This is a genomic window from Ruminococcus flavefaciens AE3010, assembly GCF_000526795.1.
GTDB lineage: Bacteria > Bacillota > Clostridia > Oscillospirales > Ruminococcaceae > Ruminococcus > Ruminococcus flavefaciens_D.
On record NZ_JAGT01000001.1, the window covers coordinates 1,438,143 to 1,461,640 of the forward strand.

The 23,498-nt window shown below is 49.2% G+C and carries 16 protein-coding genes; 6 read left to right on the top strand and 10 right to left on the bottom strand.

Annotation, left to right across the window (positions count from 1 at the left end; genetic code table 11):
- Positions 1-32 precede the first annotated feature (32 nt).
- From N774_RS0106165 to N774_RS0106180, 3 genes are all read left to right on the top strand, one after another.
- Positions 33-1,130: a metallophosphoesterase gene (locus tag N774_RS0106165; protein ID WP_024860403.1), complete on the top strand. Its 1,098-nt coding sequence runs from the start codon at positions 33-35 to the stop codon at positions 1,128-1,130.
- Positions 1,131-1,305: 175 nt separating this feature from the next.
- Positions 1,306-3,858, top strand: a complete 2,553-nt coding sequence (locus N774_RS18095) for an alpha/beta hydrolase-fold protein (RefSeq protein WP_051463382.1) — start codon at positions 1,306-1,308, stop codon at positions 3,856-3,858.
- A gap of 178 nt (positions 3,859-4,036) precedes the next feature.
- Positions 4,037-6,640, top strand: coding sequence for a bifunctional diguanylate cyclase/phosphodiesterase (locus N774_RS0106180; RefSeq protein WP_024860404.1), 2,604 nt, complete (start codon positions 4,037-4,039; stop codon positions 6,638-6,640).
- Between the two features lie 84 nt (positions 6,641-6,724).
- Here the strand turns inward: N774_RS0106180 and N774_RS0106185 are convergent, their stop codons facing one another.
- Genes N774_RS0106185 through N774_RS18100 form a run of 6 tightly spaced genes read right to left on the bottom strand, consistent with a single transcriptional unit; the run spans position 6,725 to position 17,502 of the window.
- The gene (locus tag N774_RS0106185) at positions 6,725-12,292 is read right to left on the bottom strand and encodes a hypothetical protein (RefSeq protein WP_024860405.1); all 5,568 of its coding nucleotides are present in this window, start codon (positions 12,290-12,292) and stop codon (positions 6,725-6,727) included.
- Positions 12,289-13,245 (bottom strand): hypothetical protein, encoded by a 957-nt coding sequence (locus tag N774_RS0106190; protein ID WP_024860406.1) that lies wholly within the window; start codon positions 13,243-13,245, stop codon positions 12,289-12,291. The genes N774_RS0106185 and N774_RS0106190 overlap by 4 nt, the downstream gene beginning before the upstream one ends.
- Positions 13,242-13,634, bottom strand: coding sequence for a hypothetical protein (locus tag N774_RS0106195; protein WP_024860407.1), 393 nt, complete (start codon positions 13,632-13,634; stop codon positions 13,242-13,244). Before N774_RS0106195 ends, N774_RS0106190 begins: the two co-directional genes overlap by 4 nt.
- A 15-nt stretch (positions 13,635-13,649) precedes the next feature.
- Complete coding sequence (locus tag N774_RS0106200) at positions 13,650-15,353, bottom strand: serine/threonine-protein kinase (RefSeq protein WP_024860408.1); 1,704 nt, start codon at positions 15,351-15,353, stop codon at positions 13,650-13,652.
- 16 nt (positions 15,354-15,369) lie between these two features.
- On the bottom strand, positions 15,370-16,149 hold the full coding sequence (locus tag N774_RS0106205; RefSeq protein WP_024860409.1) for a PP2C family protein-serine/threonine phosphatase: 780 nt from the start codon (positions 16,147-16,149) through the stop codon (positions 15,370-15,372).
- Positions 16,150-16,161: 12 nt separating this feature from the next.
- Positions 16,162-17,502, bottom strand: a complete 1,341-nt coding sequence (locus N774_RS18100; protein ID WP_024860410.1) for an FHA domain-containing protein — start codon at positions 17,500-17,502, stop codon at positions 16,162-16,164.
- A gap of 242 nt (positions 17,503-17,744) precedes the next feature.
- Between N774_RS18100 and N774_RS0106215 the strand changes: the two genes are divergently transcribed.
- On the top strand, positions 17,745-18,251 hold the full coding sequence (locus N774_RS0106215; protein ID WP_024860411.1) for a GNAT family N-acetyltransferase: 507 nt from the start codon (positions 17,745-17,747) through the stop codon (positions 18,249-18,251).
- A 161-nt stretch (positions 18,252-18,412) separates the two neighbouring features.
- Here N774_RS0106215 and N774_RS0106220 read toward each other — a convergent pair whose 3' ends face one another.
- The 3 genes from N774_RS0106220 to N774_RS19435 all read right to left on the bottom strand — a co-directional run bounded on the left by N774_RS0106220 (position 18,413) and on the right by N774_RS19435 (position 20,391).
- Entirely contained in the window at positions 18,413-19,219 is an 807-nt protein-coding gene (locus N774_RS0106220; protein ID WP_024860412.1) for a TrmH family RNA methyltransferase, read from the bottom strand.
- Between the two features lie 15 nt (positions 19,220-19,234).
- Positions 19,235-19,996, bottom strand: coding sequence for a nucleoside phosphorylase (locus N774_RS0106225; protein WP_024860413.1), 762 nt, complete (start codon positions 19,994-19,996; stop codon positions 19,235-19,237).
- Between the two features lie 89 nt (positions 19,997-20,085).
- Positions 20,086-20,391, bottom strand: coding sequence for a hypothetical protein (locus N774_RS19435; RefSeq protein WP_024860414.1), 306 nt, complete (start codon positions 20,389-20,391; stop codon positions 20,086-20,088).
- 336 nt (positions 20,392-20,727) lie between these two features.
- On the opposite strand from N774_RS19435, the gene N774_RS0106235 reads away from it, so the two are divergent.
- Together N774_RS0106235 and N774_RS0106240 are read left to right on the top strand one after the other, a co-directional pair.
- Positions 20,728-21,456 (top strand): ABC transporter ATP-binding protein, encoded by a 729-nt coding sequence (locus N774_RS0106235; protein ID WP_024860415.1) that lies wholly within the window; start codon positions 20,728-20,730, stop codon positions 21,454-21,456.
- A gap of 11 nt (positions 21,457-21,467) precedes the next feature.
- The gene (locus tag N774_RS0106240; protein ID WP_037280161.1) at positions 21,468-22,394 is read left to right on the top strand and encodes a SufB/SufD family protein; all 927 of its coding nucleotides are present in this window, start codon (positions 21,468-21,470) and stop codon (positions 22,392-22,394) included.
- 142 nt (positions 22,395-22,536) lie between these two features.
- Here the strand turns inward: N774_RS0106240 and N774_RS0106245 are convergent, their stop codons facing one another.
- Positions 22,537-23,418: a DegV family protein gene (locus N774_RS0106245; protein WP_024860417.1), complete on the bottom strand. Its 882-nt coding sequence runs from the start codon at positions 23,416-23,418 to the stop codon at positions 22,537-22,539.
- Positions 23,419-23,498 lie beyond the last annotated feature (80 nt).

The following is a 23,498-nucleotide window of genomic DNA, read 5'->3' on the forward strand; positions in this document are numbered from 1 at the left end:
ATTGATATATCACTTATTAAGGGGGATACTCTATGACGATGTGGCTGATCATCTTAGTGGCAGTTCTTGCGGCATTTGCGGCAGGAACGGTCTATCTGACAGTTGCAGTGGGACGCTTTGGCTTGATAAAAAAGCTTTCGGGAGACAGAAAATGGCTGAAAGGACTTCTCTCCTTCGGCATCATAGCAATAGTATTCACGGGAATGGTTTTCCTGACTTCGGTGGTAAACGCCATTATCATACTTCTCAGCACGCTGATGTTCTTCCTGATATACGGGCTTGTCTTCCGTATCATAAGAGCTGTCCGCAAAAAGGATTTCACCTGCAACTGGGCAGGCCGGCTGGCGCTTGTGACCTCGGCTGTATACCTGTGCGCGGGCTGTTACCTCTGCTTCCACATATGGCAGAAGAACTATCACCTCACCACCGATAAATTTGACGGGAAGCTCCGCATAGCCATGTTCGCGGACTCACACCTCTGCACCACCTTTGACGGAGATGGCTTCGCAGAGCAGATGGAACGAATCAAGGAGCAGTCTCCCGATATACTTTTTATAGCAGGCGACTTCGTGGACGACAGCACAGACCGTGAAAATATGATAAAAGCCTGCGCTGCTCTCGGTGATACAGAGCTGAAATACGGGGTGTGGTACTGCTACGGCAACCATGACAAAAGCTATTACGGCAGCGAAAGGCGTGGCTTCTCCAAGGACGACCTTGAAGCGGAGCTTGAAAAGAACGGCGTCCATGTCCTTGAGGACGAGTCCCTGACAGTGGGCGGTATGACAATCATCGGCAGAAAGGACTCAGCTGAAAGCGACCGCGCTGAAATGTCGGAACTGATGAAGAACGTCTCCCCTGACAGCTACACCATAGTCCTCGACCATGAGCCCAACGACTACGATAACGAGGCGGCGGCAAATGCCGACCTTGTACTCTCTGGACACACCCACGGCGGACAGCTCTTCCCCGTTACCTATGTGGGCGAATGGTTCCGTATCAACGACGCAACATACGGCTATGAAAGGAGAAAGAACACAGACTTCATAGTGACCTCGGGCATATCCGACTGGGAGATACTCTTCAAAACAGGCACCAAGTCCGAGTATGTAATAATAGATATCAACTGAGTTTTATGACCTTTTGCAGAGCAAAAGGTCTTTTTTACACCTTGGGTGGAGTTTATCTGACATAATTATTTAATCATTGATTCATAATTAGTGAACTCCGCAATATTTGAGTTGACAAGTGTCGATAAATATGGTAGAAATTATACATAGAGATAATTTACAAGGAGGAATGTAAATGAAAAAATCCATACCCACAATCATGGCAGCTATGCTCGCCCTTTCATCTGCGAGCGCCATCCCCCTCTCAGCTGCAGAGTCCGACTATCTGCTCCACAGTACCTTTGAAGAAGGCACCGATAAATGGAGCGGCAGAGGCTCGGCATCCGTCAAGACCGTCTCGGGCACATCACGCTCGGGCGAGTATTCCCTCTTCACCAGCGGACGCGAAAGCTCCTGGAACGGCGCTTCCGTAAGTCTCGGTTCCGACTTCAAGGCAGGTCAGGACTATGCATTCAGTGCATATGTTATGACAGACGCAGAGGACTCCATCACATTCTATCTCACTCTCCAGTACAGTGACGGCAGCACCACAAGCTACCCAAAAATAGCAGAAGTAACAGCAAAAAAAGGCGAATGGGCACATCTTGAAAAGAGCAGCTTCACCATTCCCGCAGGTGCTACAAACATCAGTCTCTACATCGAGACCGAGGAAAGCAAGTGCAATTTCTACGTTGATGAAGTTGCAGCTGCTCCCAGCGGCACCACCTTCGACGAACCGTCTGCTCCCGTTAAGATGAACAAGGGCGATATCAACTACGACGGTTGTATCGACTCCTTCGATATCATTCTTGCAAGAAAGGGTCTCATCAATCCATTCACCGACAAGAAGATGCAGAAGGCTGCCGACGCTGACAGCAACGGCGTTTATGAGATCGCCGACGCAGTTCTCATTATGCAGTTCGTATCAGGCAAGATAAAGGAATTCCCTGTTGCCGAGCCTGCTCCGGGACAGCAGAAGTACACTACCGAGGAGCTCACCGAAAAGGTACAGAACGAGCTCGTAAACACCGAGCCCAATGACTCACACATGGAGAAGCAGGGCGTCAAGTACGGCACTATCAAGAAGGAGACTTACTTCTCCAAGAAGGCCAACAAGAACAAGAACTACAATATCCTGCTCCCTGCCGATTACGACGAGAGCAAGCAGTACCCTGTTCTTTATCTGCTCCACGGCTTCTTCGAGAACGAGGACCGTATGATAACAAAGGGCAACGGTACTATGTACACCAAGCAGATCATCGGCAACGCTATCGCTTCGGGCGAGGCTAAGGACATGATCGTTGTTGTTCCTTTCGTATTCACAAGCGCAACAATGAACGACGCTACAGGCTTCGCAGATCAGGGCTCAAACGAGGGCTACGACAACTTCGTTGACGATATCGTTGACAGCCTCATGCCTCATATCGAGAGCAAGTACAGCGTTGCAACAGGCAGAGAGAACACAGCTGTTACAGGCTTCTCAATGGGCGGACGCGAGTCTCTCCAGATCGGTATGAAGTACGGCGACAAGTTCGGCTACGTAGGAGCTATCTGCCCTGCTCCAGGCGCTTCGGGCTCATGGAAGTGGAACAACTCCGACGATCAGCCGTATCTCCTTATGATAACAGGCGGTACTCAGGACGACGTAGTTGGTCTGAATACTCCCGAGGGCTACCACAATAACTTCAACAAGAACAACGTTCCTCACGTATGGCACGTAGTTCAGGGCGGCCACCACGGCGACGACTCTATCCACTCAGCTCTCTACTGCTTCGTAAGAGGCATATTCCAGGCAACTGACGGCGGTTCGGGCGGCTCATCTTCACAGACTCCCACACAGACACCTGTGACAACTACCACAAAGGCTCCCGATAAGCCCATCACAACAACACAGCCCATCAACACATCAACAGGTCAGCGCAAGTACAGCATGAAGGAACTCACAGAGATAGTTCAGAATGCACTTGTAAACAACGAGCCAAACGATTCACACAACAAAAAGAACGGCGTTCAGTACGGCACTATCAAGAAGGAGACCTACTTCTCCAAGAAGGCCAACAAGAACAAGCCGTACAATATCCTGCTCCCCGCAAACTATGACTCCAGCAAGAAGTACCCCGTGCTTTACCTGCTCCACGGCTTCTTCGAGAACGAAAACCGTATGATAACACAGGGCAACGGCACCATGTACACCCAGCAGATCATCGGCAACGCTATCGCCGAGGGCGCAGCAAAGGATATGATCGTTGTTGTTCCTTTCGTATTCACCAGCGCTACCATGAACGACGCTACAGGCTTTGCAGATCAGGGCTCAAACGAGGGCTACGACAACTTCGTTGACGATATCGTTGACAGCCTCATGCCTCATATCGAGAGCAAGTACAGCGTCGCTACAGGCAGAGAGAACACAGCCGTAACAGGCTTCTCAATGGGCGGACGTGAGTCTCTCCAGATCGGTATGAAGCACGGCGACAAGTTCGGCTACGTAGGCGCTATTTGTCCTGCTCCCGGTGCTTCGGGCTCATGGAAGTGGAACAGCGAGAGCGAGACTCCTTACCTCGTAATGATCACAGGCGGTACAGCTGACGACGTTGTAGGTCTGAATACTCCCGAGGGCTACCACAACAACTTCAACAAGAACAATGTACCTCACGTATGGCACGTTGTTCAGGGCGGTCACCACGGTGACGACTCTATCCACTCCGCACTCTACTGCTTCGTAAGAGGCATATTCCAGGCAACAGACTGATCCGGATATTAAAGTTCATCAGCCGCAGTATTCCTGATATTTCGTCAGGGATACTGCGGTTTTCTTTTTATCGTCAAAGTGCACATTATTTTTATAAATCATTGACAAAATAAGCGTTTAATGTTATAATAAAAGTGGTTAATACTCCTATTCCATATCCGAAGGGGGGATATGTTTAATGGATAAACAGGGAATCTTTGATAATATCGCCGAAAGTCTGGCGCGAAGCTATGATATCATATACTATATCAACGCTGATAACGGCAATTATACCCGATTTACGGGGGCAAAGATATACGGTGACAATCACATAAAAGAGAACGGAAAGAATTTTTTCAGGGACGCTATGACAAATGCCGAGAAGATCATCGTTCCCAAGGACGTTGAACGTGTAAAGTTCAAGCTGCAAAAGGAAAATATCATCTCTGCCCTTGAGGTCAAGAAGCTGTACAGCTTCGATTACAGCCTTCTCATCGACGGCAAGCCCAAGTTCGCACGCGCGACTGTATCATGGGCAAGCGATAATCTCCATCTCATTATCGGCGTAGAGGATACCGACGAGGAGATACGCCGCGAGAACGCTCTTACCGACGTTCTCAGCCTTGCCAACGAAACATCAAGGCGAGACTCCCTCACAGGTATAAAAAACAAGACTGCATTCAACGAGCTTGCAGACGCCATACAGATGAATATCAACAACGGACTGGTGTATCTGCCCTTTGCAGTCATAGTCTGTGACCTCAACGACCTGAAGGTCATAAACGAAACGTTCGCACAGGCAACAGGCGACGGTCATATCATCGCAGCATGCAGGCTCATATGCAACATCTTCACACACAGCCCTGTTTTCAGAGTGGGCGGTGACAGATTCGTAGTGTTTCTCAGAGGTTTAGACTATGAGAACAGGAACGTTCTGTTTGAGGACCTGCACGATCAGGTTCTGGACAATCTGAAATGTCAGGACGGTCCTGTCATAGCCGCAGGCATGGCAGTATACAACAGCACCGAGGACAAGAGCTTCAGCGCTGTAATGACACGCGCCGAGAACCTCATGCACGATGACAAAAAAGCGCTCAAAAGCGGCGAGGAAAGCAAGCCCGCCTTTGAAGTCGGCGACGGTAATGTTTCTATCCCGCTTGAACGCAAGGAAAAGCTGGAAAAGCTGTTCAACGCCTTTTCAATATTCGCAGAGGGAACCTATGTATATCTTTGCGATATGCGCTATGATTATTCCCGCTGGTCAAAGAAAGCCGTTGACCTCTTCGGGCTTCCCTCAGAATATATGCTGCACGCAGGCAAGATATGGGAGAAGCATATCCACCCCGATGATGTTGAGATATACCATTCGGGCATCGAAGCTATTTTTGCAGGCGGTGCAAATTCCCATGATATGCAGTACAGAGCCCGCAAGCTCAGCGGCGAATACGATGTCTGTACCTGCCGCGGTGTTGTCCTGTACAGTCCCAAGGGCATACCCGAATACTTCTGCGGAACTATCCGCAACCACAGCTTGCAGGGCAATATCGACAACCTGACAGGTCTCCGCAATCAGTACGGCTTCTTTGAGGATCTGGAAGCAAGCATACTCAAAGGCGATCACTTCAAGGTCATAATCGTAGGCATCGGAAAGTTTGCCGAGATAAACGAGGTATACGGCTATCACTTCGGCAATCTGGTGCTCCAGAGATTCGGCAGACTGCTCTTTGAGCACGCAGGCAACAAGGGCAGCGTTTACCGTCTCGACGGCACAAAATTTGCAATTATAACTACGACTACAGAAACCGAATCTATATACAACAGCTATGAGAATTTCCGCAGATATTTCCGCGAGGAATTCTCCATTGACGATAAGTTCATGATGCTGGAGCTCAATGCGGGACTTCTCAGCATAAACAATTTCAGCATCGACGCCCAGACCGTCTATGCCTGCCTCAACTATGCATACGGCGAGTCAAAGCTCCACAGACAGGGCGACATGGTGGAATTCGGCAGCAGCGTCAATCAGGACAAGCGCCACCGCACAGAGGTGCTCCACGTTATCAGGACCTCCATTATGTATGATTATCAGGGCTTCTTCCTGCTGTATCAGCCCGTTGTGGACTCACTGACCGAAAAGGTCATAGGCGCAGAGGCGCTCCTCAGGTGGAAAAACGAGGAATACGGCATGGTACCGCCCGACCAGTTCATACCCGTGCTTGAAAAGGACCCCATTTTCTTTGAGCTTGGTCAGTGGATACTGAAAACTGCTCTCATAGGAGCTAAGAAGCTGAGGGAGAAGTTCCCCGAATTCATCATCAATGTAAATCTCTCCTACAATCAGCTGGAAAAGCCGAACTTTGTGGATATGGTGCTGGAGGCTCTTGCCGAGACTGAGTACCCGCCCGAGGCACTTTGCCTTGAAATAACAGAGCGTTGCAGGCTTCTCGATATAGACCTGCTCAAAAACATCATAGTAAATCTCCGCGGAAGAGGCGTAAAAATGGCTCTTGACGACTTCGGAACAGGCTTCTCCTCTATCGGACTTGTAAGAAGTCTCCCCTTTGACGTCATAAAGATCGACCGCAGTCTCGTTATGAAGATAGAGGAAAATCCCCAGGATCGTCAGCTTGTGGGCTCTATTGCAAATTTAGTTGCCAACTACGGCGCAAAGGTCTGCGTAGAGGGCATAGAGACATCTGCCATGAGAGATATACTCCTCAACTATGAGGTACACAGCTTTCAGGGATATTATTATTCCCGTCCTATACCTCTTGATGATCTGCTCAACCGAGAAGAAAAATAAGCGCGGCGGTAAATGCGCCGCCGCTAAAAGAATAATGAAAAAGGTATCGACCGAGGGTCGATACCTTTTTTCTTAGTTCTTCAATTAAAGTAATCTCTTCTTGCGTTTTCTGATAAGGAATACAGCTGCCCCCGTCAGGAGCACGGCTCCGCCGCAGACGAACTTGAACCATGTCTTGTGGGCAAGAAGCCTTACAGCGTTTGTGGTAACAAGGATATTCTTGTAGGAATACTCTATCTCGTTGCCTGCCATATCGGTGAGGACTATTTTTACGTCCTGAGAATGCTTTGCATTGGGAATAGTGAATTCGAGATACTCGTCGTCGATATATCTCGACCTTATCTCCTTGTCATTAAGGAACACCTTTGCTCCCTTTAGCATTATATTATCCGATACGGACATTTTCGCGTCAAGTCTTTCTCCCTTGTATGCGCTGTTCTCCGTAACATTCAGCGGTATGCAAAGAGGCTCGGTGGTATCCACACAGAATTCAAGGCGTGTATTCTTCTTCTCCGAGGTGCTGATATTGATATTTCCCGCCTCGTCAACCGAGTGTATGGAAACGGTATATCTGCCGTCCTTCTCAAAGTTCTTGGCGTAGATGATGTATTTGTACTCGGACCACTCGTCGTCGCCGCCCTTGTACTCCACCTTGTAGTCAACATTGTCCTTGAGCACTGACATTTCCGAATCCTTGGTAATGTATACGCTGTAGGGCTCGGAGTGCTTATCCGCATTGACCTCAGTGATAACGATATCCTGAGCTCTGGAAATATACTTTCCTACTAAGCTGCCCGTACCCTCGTCCAGCATGAATGTTGAACCGTATCTGTTTACCGAGAAGCGGAAGTCCGTCTCAACCTTGTTGGAGGCGTTGTCCTTGGCGCTTGCGGTAATGGTATAGATGTCATCGTAATCGGCATTGTCGGGGATATTGTTCAGTACATACTCGTATCCGTCGTCCTTTTCGCGGAGCTCGCCCTCGACTTCAAGTGACTTTCCTCTGTTGGCGCCCTCCATCTTTACCTGTATGCTGTCCTTGTCAAGGTTTGCGTCCTTGAACTGGATATGGGGTCTGATCTCAGCCTTGTTATTAGCCGCACTGACATCGCTGACAGATATTTTCGGTGACTGGCTGTCGATACAGAACTTGGCATTATATGCTTCAAGAGTATTTCCTGCCATGTCCTTACCTGTGATATTTACTGTATAGTCGCCGTCCTTTTCAAACCTGACAGTGGATACGTAATCATTTCCCGACTTCGTCCACTCGGAAGCCTTGGGGAAGTCCTCGGCGCTGTCGTTGTAGGTACCTGTCACGACTATCCTTGACGGGTCGAAGTTCTGGTCGGATATCCTGAATGTAGCCGTAGTGGGCTCATTGTAGTAATGATCGTTGGCTATCGATCTGTCGAAGCCGATATTCATTGCAGGAGCAGTTCTGTCTATGATGAATTCCTTGGAATCGTAAGACTTAGCCTCTCTGCCGCACATATCCTTAAAGCTTGCAGTAAGTCTGTATGTGCCGTCATTGTCAAAGGCTATCTCAGCCTGATATGTAGCGCTGTCCGTACCCTCTGTGCCGCTTACGAGCCGCCAGTCCAGCTGTCTGCTGGTGTTGTTTACTCTTATATTGGCAAGAGACTTGTCGAAGTTTCTCTCGTTTATGGTGATGACAGCACGTCTTGATGCCTTGAATATCTGCTTGAACTCGCTGTCCGCCGATCCGTTTCCGTCGGTGAACACAACATTCATAACAGGGTCGGTCTTGTCTATGCTGTATCTTCTGCGGTCATAGGTATGATCCTGATCATCGGGATTGCCCGCTCTGTCGCCGAAGCTTACGAAAGCGACGCTGTTGTTTGAATTGCCTGTGAGCAGGATATCTCTCTCCAGACCGTTCACAAGGTTGATATCCCTGCTGTCCTCGTCAATGCTCCAGAGCTCCGCTTCATTTCCGCTGAGCTCTCCCGACTCGTTCACATACAGATACCTGTCCGCAGTTCCGCTTGATGATATATAAACATTTGATATACCCGAGAAGTTTTCCTTAACGGTGAGCTTTGCGCTTATATCGTCGCTGTACAGCGGGAATCCGTTTATGTCCTTATACTGAGTTTCGGGGAGCTCCAGCCTGATATGGGCGTTCTCCCTGTGATCGTCGGTGTTTTCAACGGCGAACAGAGCCGTCTCGAATACATCTGACTCCCTGCCCATACAGCTGACAGCCTTGACTCTCATAAAGCCCTTGAATCTGTCGGGAACAGTTACTGTCCAGCTGTCCGAGCTGCCGTTCCTGCTTATCTTGGGTACCAGAGCGCTTGGAGTACCGTCGCTGTTCACAAGCGACGCTTCGATACGGTCAAGACCTGCTCCCGCACCGTTGCGGTTCACGGAGACCTGTACATCAGCCTGTTCTCTTGCGAAATAAACATAGCCGTAGCGCTCATCGCGTCTGAGGTCGGCACCGTCTGCATATACGCTTTCGACAGTGGGCTCCGAAAGGTCTATCCAAACCTTTGTTTCCCTCTCTTCGCTTTCATTTCCCGCATAGTCGTTTGTGCTGAGCTTTACATTTATTGCTCCGTCATTTCTGCTGAACTCTCCAAGCTCCGATATAAGAACCTTACCGTCAGCACTGACAAGCTTTGCCTTGAACCTGTCGGGGTCCTGAACTGCTTCAAATAGGATATTGTATCCGCCGTTTTTGAGGGCAGTCTTGTCGATACCGCTCTGAGCGTCAACATTCACGGTGCGGTGATGACCGTTTATATCCAGCTTCAGCTCCCTGATGCCCGAGCATACCAGAGAATTGGGATCCTCAGCCGCAACAGCTATCTTCACATCGGAGTAAGCCTTGTACCATTCCTTGCCGCCGTCATTCTCATCTATGTACGGCTCAGCGGTATCCGACACGTTCTTCACTGAGCAGGTGGGAGCCGTATCATCGATAATGATATAGAAGCCGCCGTATTTGCTGTCCTTGCTCTTCATTACAGCGGAGTTCCCCACGCTGTCCATTGCATATATAGTGATATAGGACTTGATATTCACGTCCTTCACAGCATCGCTGACGATATTGAAGATATACATTCCGTTCTGCTGAGTCATGCTCTCTGCGGAGTCTTTCTCGTCGCCGAAGTATATCTTTACATCGTTTACGCCCGAGCCTTTTACCGAGGACTCTATATCGTTTACAGCTACGCTGATGACGCTTCCTGCTTTGAGAACGTGGACATCTGCGTTATTGCTGTCCTTTATGACAGTATCCCCTGAGATGTTTATTTTGTTATCCGCAACAGCAGGCGGTGCGCCGTCTATCTTTACCCTTATCTGCTTCTTGCTGTTATTGTCCCAGCTTGAATTATTGCTGTCGTCATAAGCGAAAACACTGAGCATTTCGTCGATCATTTCATTTTCATGAGCTGATTCCGCCTTGACAGACACTCTGAATTCCTTTGCCGCTCTGTCATAAGTAAGAACAGGCATACACTTTGAAGCTCTGACAGGAGAGTTCTGTGCTTCCATGTAAGCCCTTACTACGCCGACGTACTTGTCGCACTGAGCCCTGAAAGAATCTATCTTAGCCTGATCGGGCTCGTCCTTTTCGATCTCGGCAGCTATCTTTGCGTCATAGTATTCCGTCATATCGTCAATGAGAGAAGCGGAATGCTCCCTGAGGAGCTTGCGGTAATAGCCGTCATAATTGAGCTGATCGCTGTAGCTGCTGTTTATGTCGGACAGCTTCAGCTTTGAAAGCTCTGCCACCGCCGCATTATACTTTGCTCTCATGTCGGGAGTTTCCACATAGCCCTTGATATTGGCTGTATCTCCCCAGCCCTTTGCGGGTCTGTCGAATCTGTAGTCTCCCACAACAACGGAATATATCTCACTGCAGTCAACGGTCTCCTTGTTGATGTAGTACTTGTATATATCAACTATCTCACTCTCGTCAAAGGTGAGATCGCCGCTTTCTGCAATGGGACAGTCCTCCTTGTCGGTTATCCTCATGGCAAAGGACATACCTTCCCTGCCCACCCATGAATCGGAGTTGTGCCCGCGGGTGAATTCTACCTTGGGAGCTGTCTTGTCGCTGTAAAAGCATATTATGCCGTCAAGTCCGTCAATGAGTGAATCTGTTTCGCCCTTGCTGATAATATTCTTGACGATGTACAGCGCAGACTCGGAGCTGTCCGTCATGGACTCGGTAAACTCTCTTGATGACTCTCCTATGTAGAATTTTTTATTCTCAACGCTGTTTCCGCTGCCTTTCCTGAATACGTCATAGAGGAGCGTGCTTCCGTCAAAGAGGGAGGTAAAGTCCATAAGGTCCACAAGAGCGTCCTTGGAGCTTACGGAATAGCAGTTCTTATTCCTCTCGAAAAGGTCTGCCTCGGGCTTGAAAACATAGGCATTGCCGTTATCGGCAAGCTTTCTGTAGACCAGCTTGATATTGGTCACATCATAGTGATATGGTATCACCTTTGCTCTTTGTCCGTTTACAAGAGCGTCATACATCTCGGCAAGACATTCCGTTGTTTCGCCGTCATAGGTATAGCTGCTGAGGCAGTAACCGTCGCCTGCAAGATAAGGTACGCTCACCGTACAGCCAGAATCAGTATCCAATGTGACAGGTACCTTATAATTCTTGTATACCTGTGCGTTTGTCTCGTCAAATGAAGCAAAAGCCGTTATACTGCTGTCAATGCCCTTAATGGTGAATACGCCTTTATTTATGTAGCTGAAATCGGGCTCCTGAGTTAAGACAGAACAGTTCACCTCATTATTGTACAGCTCTCTTATCTCGTCCTTATCACCGCATTTTATGTACAGAGCCTGCTTGCCGTCAGTCTTTAAGCTGACGCTGCTTACTTCTTTCCATTCAAAGCTTCTGCGCTCGGTGGATACGCCGTTCACAAGAACGTCGAACACAGTACCGTCAACATCCAGAGAAAAAGTTCTCGGTGATACGGTATGTCGGTCTCTGTTCACAATGAGCTCATAGCCGTCATTGTAGGGATTATCGGTACTTACGCTTACGGGAGCGCTGACAGGTACTCTTACGGGCTCAGTGCCGTTATCGATGATATATAAGTCCGAGGGTACGAATTCAAGGTCAGTCCCGCCCTTGCAGAAGCCGTCACTGATGTCATCGCCCTCGCTGTTTCTCATGGATATCCTTTCATCGCCGCCGAAGCCGCTGACCTTGTAATAGGTATCAAATACAAGGGTGAAGCCGTTCTCCGAGCTGATCCTGAACTTCATATCCTCTGCGTTATTGTATACGTCATTCCTGTTCAGAACAGGCAGACTGCCAACAGTAATACTTCCCGCACCTGTGGACTCATCAAAGCTATGAGCCTTTATTTCGGTACGGAACACCTTTTTCATTATATCAATGAACGTATCATCATCAATATCACTGTTATTGATCATTACAGTATATACCACATCATTACTGCCGTCATCGCTGTTTTCCACAGGCGGCGGGACCACGTCATCAGGTGCGTCTACAGTAACAGGCTCAACGCTCATTACAGCCGCAGATGTTTCAGCGCCTGCCGCAGGTACACTGTATGCTGAATTTGCAGTAAAAGCAAGTGCCGCCACAAAAGCGAGCTTTCTTTTTAGATCAAATCTGCCGTTATTCACTTTGACCTACCTCCTTTTCTGACTATAAAACAGGCTGTTCCCAGAGCGATGACTGTTGCGGCGATAACAGGGATCAGCAGATCTTTTGATTTATGTTTTGTATTATCGTTTGCGGCTACTGTTTCGGTGGTCACAGCCGCAGTCTCAGCTGCCGAATACGAAGGGACAGCCTCAGAAGTGCTGCTCACGGCAGCTGTTGAAGTTACTGAAACTGTGACCGTAGTTTCAGACGCAGTTGTTGTCTGAGATGAAGTCACAGCCGCAGCTGTAGTGACAGCTGACGCAGCTTCACTGCTTTTTTCGTTATTATCAGACGAGCAGCTGCTTTGCAGGGCTTCATTCCTCTGCCCGTTATCCTCATGATGAGGAGCAGCCTGCTCGGGCTGTATTTCCGTGTCACCGTCCTTTACGGTAATGCTCCCGCCTCTCAGCTGAGAAAAGCACTCCGAGCCGAACCACGAATCATAGCTGTTGTATGTCAGCAGCATATGTCCTTCATTTGGGGAACAGGACAGCCATATATCATATTTTCCCACGGGAGTATCCTCAGAGAGCAGGACTCTCAGAAAGCCTATCTCCCCGTCCTCGGTAACGCGTGTATTCTTTTTTGACGTAAATTTTGCGGTGACTGTGTTTTCCAGCTCCCTGTAATGGGAGATATGCACCCCCGAAACATCGGCAGTCCTTGTACCCAGCTCCGATTCTTCATCAAAACGGAGCCTGCTGTCAAGCTCTATGAGCATCTCTACAGAACAGAAACCGCTGCTGTTCCCGATATAAACAGGCACCTCCACAAGCCTTCCGCCGCTGAGATCAGCCCTGTCTATCTCGATATCGCCTATGGAAAGCTCTATTCCCGACGGCGCTTCATAGTCCCCCGCCGCACAGACAGCTCCCACAGGAGCAAAAACCAGCGCAGCGGCTGCACCGCCGAAAAACACGCGTTTTATCATTTGCTTCTCCCGTTATCTATTGCATCTACATCTGCATTTATTACTACGATATTGCTTGTAATTGAAAAGTCTCCCGCAGAGCCTTTCTTATTGCCCACCACAACTGTACCGTCGGTGTTTTCCTCCTGTTTGGGAGCGACCACCACTGTCCACGGACCGTCCTCGTCGCTCTCGGGAGGAGCTGACAGTCCTGCATCGGTGCTCCTGAGACTAAGTGTTATGGCAGAGGGAGTTCTGAATGGCTCGGGGGACATCTTCCCCACCTTCAGGTCAGAAATAAGGTTGGATATGACCCTGTACCTTATGGTAAGGATAACAGCGGCAATAAACAGAACTATCCCTATACCCAGAAATATCTCGGACAGTATTTTCCAGTCAAATGAATCCATTCCGCATCGCCTGCCTTACTCAGAGCCCTCAATGCTCTGTATTATCATATCGTATGAGCCGAGAATATAGTCCTTTGCTTCGGCGGCAGTACCGCCCTGAGGATACATCTTCTCAGTCTTTTCTTTGATATTCTCTATGAATTTCCTCTGCTCGGCATAGCTTACGCCTGCCTTGGAAAACTCGTTCATATTGGTATATTCAAGATTAACAAGGGTCTTGTAGGTCTCAAGGATAATGATATCCGAGCCTGCATTTTCAGTCTCCACCAGCTCTCCCAGCTCATTCATGCTGCTCCAGAGATCGGCGGAAATATCATTTCCGAGGAGCTCGTTCTCCTTTTTCTGGCTCTGTGAATAGAAGTCACCGATAGCGCAGTATACACGGGCTATCTGATACTTCTTGGGGCTCTTCACCTTGAAGTTTTCGGTCTGAGCCTCCCTGAACCACTTAACGGCAGCGATCTTGCCTGTTATGCCTGTATTCTGGTTCTTGATATCCTCGGCATCGCTTCCGTAGAAGTAGTAATACCAGTAAAGAATTCCCAGCTCGTAAGCCACGTCCTCATACTCCGAGGAGCGCTGCAGAAGATTGACGTTCTCGTTTATGAGCCTGCGTATCTGCTCCACCTCATCTGCTTTGAACACCTGATCGTTCTTATAGAGCTCGATAAGCTCCAGATAGGCTTTCGCATAGGAACCGTCGGCTTTTATAACGTTCTCGAAAGCCTCCGACCTCTCGCCGTATTCATTGGAGCTCTCGGCAATTTCAAGTAGGGTATTGAAGTCCTCGCTGCCTTTCTTATGGGACATTATTCCCGCAAAAAGGGATATTCCCAGCGAAATGACCGCAAGACCTGCAAGTATGGCAGTAACTCTTATGTATGTGTGGTTCTCCGCCCTGTCAAGGTCTGCATAGAGCTCGTCACAGGAGCGGTAGCGCTTGTTCTTGTCATCGTGGACGCACTTGCGGATTATCCTCACAAGTCCCGCATTCGTGCCCTTGTCGAACACGAAGCGCTCCGCGGAGCTTACCAGCTTTCCGTTGACGGAGACGTTCATGGGCTTTCTGCCCGTTATCATGTGGAAGAGAGTAGCACCGATGTTGAATATATCGGTCTTTTCGTCAAGCTCCTCCTTGCGGAACTGCTCGGGAGCGGCATAGGCAGGGGTATAAGCGAAGGTACCCTCTCGCCTCTCGATAACAGAGCCGAAGTCAATGAATTTCAGCTTGCCGAATTTGTCGGGACGCTTGGAGTTCTCCATATCCTCCTCAGTCCTTACGACCATTATATTATCAGGCTTCATATCGCTGTGTATCAGTCCGCACTTATGGATAAAGGATATGACAGAGCATATATCCTTGGCATATTTCAGCACCATATTGTGTCGGAAGGGATAGTAAGCGAGAAGCTTTTCCATGGAAACGCCGTCTATATAGTCCTGAACGATATAAAGGGCGTCGGGCTTATTGTCGATTATCTCGATAATATTGGGAAAGTAGGAATTCTTCACGTCCTTTTCGCAGAATTCCTTGATGAGCAGCGACTCCTGCCTTGCATTGTAGGCGTCGGTGCCGTTGGTCTTTTTGACCTCCTTAACAGCTCGCTGAGCGTTGTTGGCTTTCAGGTCAAGAGCACGGTACACCACGGAGGTACCGCCTTTTCCCGCAATATTAACGATCTTGTACCTGTTTTCAAGCACAAAGCCTTCGTTGAGCAAACCTATCTCCTCGCTTTCAGCAGAGCTTTACCATAAGGGCAGTGATATTGTCCTTTTCTCCGCGCTTCATGACCTTGTTTTTGAGACATTCCAGATTATAGGTTATGGTCTTTTCATCCTTGTTGTTGGAGGGCGCAAGGTACTCGTGTATCTCATCGGCGGAGAGCTTCTTGCGGAAGCCGTCCGAGCAGAGCATATAGCAGGTACCCTCGCTTATATCCGCGATGCTGTAGTCGTATGATGTGTCCTCAAGACCTGCTCCGATACAGTTGGTGAGCTGGTTCTGTCTCGGGTCGTTCTCAGCCATTTCCTCGGTGATTATGCCGTTTCGTACCTCCTGCATGACCACAGAGTGATCCGAGGTCATGAGCTTTATCTCCTCATCGGATATCATATACAGCCGAGAGTCGCCCACATGGGCTGTGAGTATGCGCTCCAGCTGAGGTATGACAAGGACAGCAGTAAAGGTAGTTGCCATATCGGAGTTTTTCTTCTCCGCATAGGCGTTGATATTGTCGTTGAGCTGATGCAGGCGGTCGTCAAGGGACTGGCGTATCTTCAGTATTGAAGCGCCGCTGCTTATGAGCTCTGAAAAATCATCGGTAAACCACCGGTTTATGCGCTTGCACACATAGCCGCTGGCTTTTTCGCCTCCCGAGAGTCCGCCCACTCCGTCGCATACAGCGGCGAAGAATATCTCATCGTCCTTATATTTTGCGGTAACGATAAAAAGGGAGTCCTGATTGATCTTTCTCACCGCACCCTCGGTAGTTACGTAGGAAAAAACGTATTTCATAAAAACTCACCGTTAATTTTCTTCAAAAAATGTAAATGGTATGCCGTGATACTGAAAATTACAGCCCGAGAATATGTCCTCTCTGCTGCCCTCGGCAACCTCGCTGCCCTCAACGGAAAGTGAGCCGCAGGAGATATTCTCGATATATATGCTGTGTCTGTCACGGCCGTTCTCGCGTCCGATAACTATGCCCGATATCTCCGAGCAGGTAAAGGGGTACACGAATATGGGCACCTTCTCCTTGCTGGAGGAATTGATAAGATAAGCGATATTCTTCATCTTATTGCTGCTCTTGCTCTCGGACTTCTTCCGTGCAGCAGGTTCATTGACCACTACGGTGGCATTATCCGAGGAATTCACAGTAAACACATATGGCAGATTATAGATATAGATAACATCTCCGCTGCTGAGCTTTTCCTTTATGACGCGCTGAGCATTCTCGGCAAAATCATTGAGGAAGGTGCCGTTTGAGGAGTCCTTATCCTCGATATAGAACGTTCCGTTCTCGTATGTTATTACAGCGTGGAGCTTTGACACAGTGCCCTTATCGGTGAGGGCAAGGTCGTTGTCTGCTTTTCTTCCTATAGTGAAAGGGAAATGGTCTATGGGGAATTCCCTGTTGTTCTCGTCCTTGAGGTAAGCCGCGCAGTCCGTTCTTCTTCCGCCGCTTACTACGATCGTGTGATCCGAATCATCAGCCGCTGAGGCAGTACTGCTTCCTGCGGCAGGCTGTTCAGCCTTTTCCTCTGCCTGTATCTGCGAGGGCGTGCCCATGGAAACTTCAAGCACATCATGGAGCAGATTGTACAGGTGATTATGTGTGAGCACGCTGCTCTTTTTGGTTTTCAGGTAATCATTGAGGAAGAACACGTACTTCTGCATGACCCCCTGATCGGTGACTGTGATATTTGCGTATTTATGGAGCTTCGCAAGGAACTTCACCACGTTTGCGCAGCTGTAGTCATCGCTTTTAACGGGGAGAAATGCCACTCCGATCTTTTTCCTCTCAATGTCATAGTATACGTTCTTGGGATCTGTCAGTACAAGATGATCGTAGCTCAGCTTGTTCTCACTGGCAAATTCCATTATCTTCTGTATCTGACGTATCAGCTCAAAGTACTTCTCCTGAGTCAGGTTCTGCTTTACGTACTCGGAAAGCGCTGTCATATTGCTGACTTTATATTTAAGCAGGTTCTTGGAAGAGGTCTTTTCCCAGTTCACGCTGAGCAGTCCTTTATTCGTGTTCTTGTTCACGAATTTCAGCTGTTCCTCGCTTATCTGCTCCCTCTTTTTCAGTCCTGCCTGCAAAAAGGTCTCGTTCTGATAAACCACCTTTATAGAAACTCTTGCCATATCCTCACCCCTAAAAAAATCGCCGTCGTACCGCTGAAAAGCGGCGTGCAGTTATATGCTGCATATAAGATAATTATATCATCTTATGCAAGATTTGTCAATAATTTGAATATTTTTTAGCCCGACTATACAAAATATATGTGGCATTTTACACAATATTCACATATAAAAAATGCTCCGCCTTGTTTTCGGCGAAGCTATGGTATATAATAGTAAAAAAAACTGCACGAAAGGAGCAGCCTATGCTTTATCTCAAAACCGCCAACACAGACGACATCGAAAAGGAGTACCTCTTTGTCCGTGACATACCCGAGGACGAAAACGGCTTCATCAACGAATACCACGGCATCAGCCGCGAGGACTTCGACGACGCCCTTGACGTGATAATCGCCAACTCCGTGGGAGAGCGTCTGCCCGAGGGCTATGTGCCTGCCACTACATACTTTTTGTGGAATGACAATGAGATAATCGGCGAGCTGCAGCTCCGCCACTACCTCTGTGAGTCTCTTGTGAACGGCGCAGGACATATCGGGTATTACATAGCTCCCCAGCACCGCGGCAAGGGCTGCGGTACGCAGGGACTTGCAATGCTCCTTGAAAAAGCCTGCGAGACCGTCCCAGAGGAGGAGGTATACCTGCGTGTCCGCAGAAACAATCCCGCGTCACTGAGAGCCATGCTGAAAAACGGCTGCTATATCCACCATGAGGACGAGGAGTCATACTTCGTGCGCTTCCGCAAAGAGATATGAGGAAGCCATTAGCCGTTAGCCTTTAGCCATTAGCCCATTGTAGGGAACGGCGCCCAGCCGTTCCGCTAAACACATTACGTAACAGATGGGACGTCGAGGACGCCGTCCCCTACGTTTCGGGCGGATAATATCCGCCCCTACTACTCTCTACTCACTACTCTCTACTCACTAATATTTTTGCTGAGCTGCCAGAATGCCACCGCGCTGGCAGCGGCTACGTTAAGGGAATCAACGCCGTGCGCCATAGGTATCTTTATGGTATAGTCGCAGCGGTCTATGGTAGCTTCTTTAAGTCCCGTACCCTCTGTGCCAAGTATCACCGCCAGCTTTTCCTCGCTGCGGAGCTTCACATCGTCGATACGCACAGTGTCTTTGCGCAGTGCCATTGCCGCACAGGCAAAGCCCATTGCTTTCAGCTCCCCGATATAGTCGGGAGCCCCCCTGCTCAGGTATGTCCACGGCAGCTGAAACACAGTTCCCATGCTCACGCGGACTGTACGTCGAAAAAACGGGTCGCTGCACGCCGAGGTGAGCACTATCGCATCAAAGCCCAGAGCTGCCGCGCTGCGGAATATAGCTCCGATATTGGTCTGGTTCATAACGTCCTCAAGGACAGCAATGCGGTCTGCACCTGCAAGTATATCCGCAGGGGCAGGCAATTTTTTTCTGCCCATTGCACATAAAACACCCTGCGTCAGCTTGTAGCCCGTCAGCTCCGTGAGCAGCTGCGAGCTCGCCGTATATATGGGTATACCGCCGCAGCGCTCGGCTATGTCTGCTGCCTGTCCGCTGAGGTATTTCTTCTCCATAAGCAAAGATACAGGCTCATAGCCCGAATCCAGCGCAGTACGAATGACCTTGGGACTTTCCGCAATGAATATGCCGCTTCTCAGCAGCTCCAGCTCCGAGGTGCAGGCATAAGGGCGCAGCTCCTCGGCGGAAAGGTCTGTAATTTCAATAATTGCCATGATGATCTCCCCCGATCAGCAGCTTCCGATAATGTCAAGGCATAGCTCCAGAGCAGGCACCAGTGAAGCCTTGCCAAAGTCGCGCATGTCGTAATTGTCAATGTCCGCAAGTGAATCCGCCGTGAAAAACAGCATACCGAAGTCCACACCTCTGAACTTTGCGCAGGCGGCAAGTGCGGCACACTCCATATCCACCGTGTCGCAGCCCTCACTGCGGCGATATGTGACCATATCGGGAGTTTCACGGAAAAGCCCGTCGGTAGTCCATGTGGTGCATTTGCGGTAAGGTATATTTTTACTGCCAAGAGCTCCGCAGATATGCTCCGTCATGGACATATCAAGCTCCACATAGCGCTCAGGCGGCAGATACTTGTAGGAGCAGCCCTCGTCGCGGAGCGCCCGAACAGGTACAATGAACTCATTTTCAGCCATTGGAGTAAGAACTCCGCATGAGCCCGCAGAGATTATGTGCTTAACTCCTTTTGCGATGAGTATCTCCATATTCTGCACAGCCGCAGGAGCTCCCATAGGAGCCTGACAGAGGCAAATCTCCTCGCCGCCCTGCTCGATGATATATATGGGATAGTCCTTGGTTATGGTAGGTATAACGTCGGCAATACGGGCATTATGAGCTGCCGCGTATTCGTCTATACAGCTGCCGAGGAAGCCGTAGACTGCCTTTCTCGGCAGCTCGGTGCTTACCTTGTGGGACTGAAAAACCGACTTTGTATCAGTGTCATATTCAAGTATTGGAGTTTCGTTTTTATTCAGTGCCATTGTTATCGCTCCTTTCATCAAAATTATAACACAAAACACAAATAAAGGCAATGCCCGAAAGCTATGGAGCTTTCGGGCATTTTTCGGGCTTACTCGCCCACAGGTTCGGGTTCGGGGTCAGGGGCAGGTTCAGGCTCGGGGTCTGGCTCGGGTTCAGGGGCAGGTGTGGGATCATAAGTTTCACCTGTAGTCTGGTTCACCCATTTTCCGTCGCTGCCGAAGCCGTAAAACTCCCCTGTGCTTATCTCCCACGCAAGGGACGCAGGCGAGAGCTTTCTGCCCTCAAGCCCGTCTGCTGTGGGGAGCTCGGTCTTTGCGTCTGCGGCAAGCTCCGCAATGACCACGGAAACTCCCTCGTCGAAGCTGACGAATTTTTCTTTCAGAATAACGACCATATTATTTCTCCTTTCACGGATTATAAAAGTGCTTCCATATATAGTCCGTAAAGGGGAGTTTTTCAACGCAAAAGCATTGAAATCCGCAAAACTTATACCCGAAGTTCATATTTTGCAGATAAGGCATCTTATAGACAAAAACTATAAGTTGTTAGTATTCAATAACTTACAAAAGCCTATTTTAAGCCGAAATTCAAATATCGCTCATGTTTCGCAAGTGCAACAAATCATCTGCCGTGTTGATTTGCACTGTTTTACGTGGTATAATTGATAAAGAAATGTCAAAATCATAATTTTGCTCCGCAAAATTTGGATTTATAACGAAGGGAGTTAAAAATGCTCGAACTGAAAAATATTACGTTCAATGCTGATGACGAGGGTCAGAGCATTGGCATAGTCCGCGATGTGAGCCTCACTGTTGAGGACAACAAATTCGTGGTAATAACAGGTCCCAACGGCGGCGGTAAGTCCACCCTCGCCAAGATAGTGGCAGGTATCATCAAGAACACATCAGGTCAGATAATCTTCGACGGCGAGGACATCACCGAGAAGTCCATAACCGAGCGCGCCCGCATGGGTATCGGCTTCGCTTTTCAGCAGCCTGTGCGCTTCAAGGGCATGACCGTACATGATATACTCAAGATCGCGTCAGGCAAGAGCCTTTCTGTTTCCGAAGCCTGCGAGTACCTCTCCGAGGTAGGTCTCTGCGCTAAGGACTACATCGACCGCGAGATAAACGCTTCCCTGTCGGGCGGCGAATTAAAGCGTATCGAGATAGCTACGGTACTTGCACGCGATGTGAAGCTGGCTCTCTTTGACGAGCCCGAGGCAGGCATCGACCTGTGGAGCTTCAATAATCTTATCCGTATTTTCGAGAATATGCGCAAGGACCGCCGCGGCAGGTCCATCGTGGTTATCTCTCATCAGGAGCGTATCCTCAATATCGCTGACGAGATAGTTGTCATTGCGGACGGCAAAATAGCCAAGCAGGGCAGCAGGGATATCATTCTCCCCGAGATAACAGGCACCGAAAATGCAATAAATGTTTGCAGCAAAATGGCGTAAGGAGGGATAATATGGCAGCTTTGGACGCAGTTCAGAAAAGACTTTTTCAGGAGGTCGCCGATCTCCATAATATCCCCGAGGGAGCTTACAATCTCCGCGCAAACGGCGAGTCAGTAGGCAGAAATACCACCGCAAACATTGATATAACTTCAAAAACCGACGTCAGCGGAATCGATATCCGCATAAAGGACGGCACCAAGAATGAGAGCGTTCATATCCCTGTTGTGCTCAGTCAGAGCGGCTTAAAGGAGAACGTTTACAACGACTTCTACATCGGCGAGGACTGCGACGTGCTCATCGTTGCAGGCTGCGGCATAGACAACTGCGGCTCTCAGGACTCCGAGCACGACGGCATACACCGCTTCTATGTCGGCAAGAACTCCCGTATCAAGTACGTGGAGAAGCACTACGGCTCGGGCGACGGCACAGGCAAGCGCATACTAAATCCCGTTACCGAGGTCTACATGGAAGAGGGCAGCACCATGGAAATGGAAATGGTGCAGATAAAGGGCGTTGACTCCACCGACAGAACAACTGTTGCGGAGCTCAAAGGCGACGCAAAGCTCATTGTCCGCGAAAGGCTCATGACCCACGGCAAGCAGTACGCAGGCAGTATCTACAAGGTCAGCCTGCTGGGCGACGGTTCAAGCGCAGACGTGGTATCACGTTCTGTAGCCCGTGACGACTCCTACCAGAAGCTTGACCTCTGTATCAAGGGCGACGCGGCTTGCAGCGGTCATACGGAGTGCGACTCCATTATCATGGACAACGGTCGTATTCTCGCTGTTCCCTCTCTTGAAGCAAACAACATCGACGCAGCTCTGGTTCACGAGGCTGCTATCGGCAAAATTGCAGGCGAGCAGCTCATCAAGCTCATGACTCTGGGACTTACCGAGGCAGAAGCCGAGGAGCAGATAATCAACGGCTTCCTCAAGTGATTAGTTATTAGTTATTAGTGATTAGTGCATAGTGTTTTTGTAGGGGCGGCGTTCCGCCGCCCGTGATCATAAACTGCGGGCGGATAATATCCGCCCCTACGCATGATAAAAGCCCTTACCATTTGGCAAGGGCTTGTTTTTATCAGTCTATTTCAAGTGAACGAGCTGTAAGTCCCACAGCTACGCCCTGTGTGCCTGTTCCCACATGGGAAGCGATACTGCACGCCAGTGGTCTGTATGTTACCTTGTAGCCCTTGAACTCGTTCTTCACTATGTCCACCCAGCGCTTTACTTCCTCGGGAGTCTCCATAGTTCCCGCAGCGCCGATGCTCAGATGCTCCTTTGGTATACCTGCGTACTTGCCCTCAAGATCCTTGTGGACTGCTTCAAGCATTTTCTCCTCGGCAGCTGCCATTCCGCGGACTCTTGCATAAGCGTCAAGCTTGCCGCCCTGTATCTTCAGTATGGGCTTTAAGTTCAGCACCGTAGCGATAGCAGCTCCTGCGGAAGTTATACGTCCTGTCTTGGTGATACGCTTCAGGGTCTGGAGCGTGATATATATGTCGTTCTGGTAGGCGTTCTCCTCAAGAGAAGCCTTTATCTCCGCAGCGGTCTTGCCGTTGTCGGCAAGGTATTTCGCGTCGTAGACTGCGTCCAGCAGAGTAATGGAGATACGGTGGTTGTCTATGACGGCAACCTTTCCCTCATAGTCTACAGCAAGTGCCTTAGCGGTATTGCAGGAGCCGCTGAGACCGCTTGACATAGGGATATACACCAGCTCGTCATAGCCCTCCGCAAGTATCTTGTCCCACATAGCAGTGAGAGCTCCGGGAGAGGGCTGAGAGGACACTATATCCTTGTTTTCGTTCAGTGCCTTGTATAATTCCTCATGTGTGAGGGTAAGCTCCTCCATATAGTCTTTTCCATCTATGATAACGGGCATGGGGAGCACATAAACGCCGTGCTTCTCCCCTTCCTCAATAGTTATTCCACTGTTTGTATCGGTCATTACCGCAGTTTTCATAAGTTACCTCATTTCATTTTCTCTCCGCCGATCACGGAGCATCTTTCCCATAGGCTGATTATACCATTATACAGGCATTT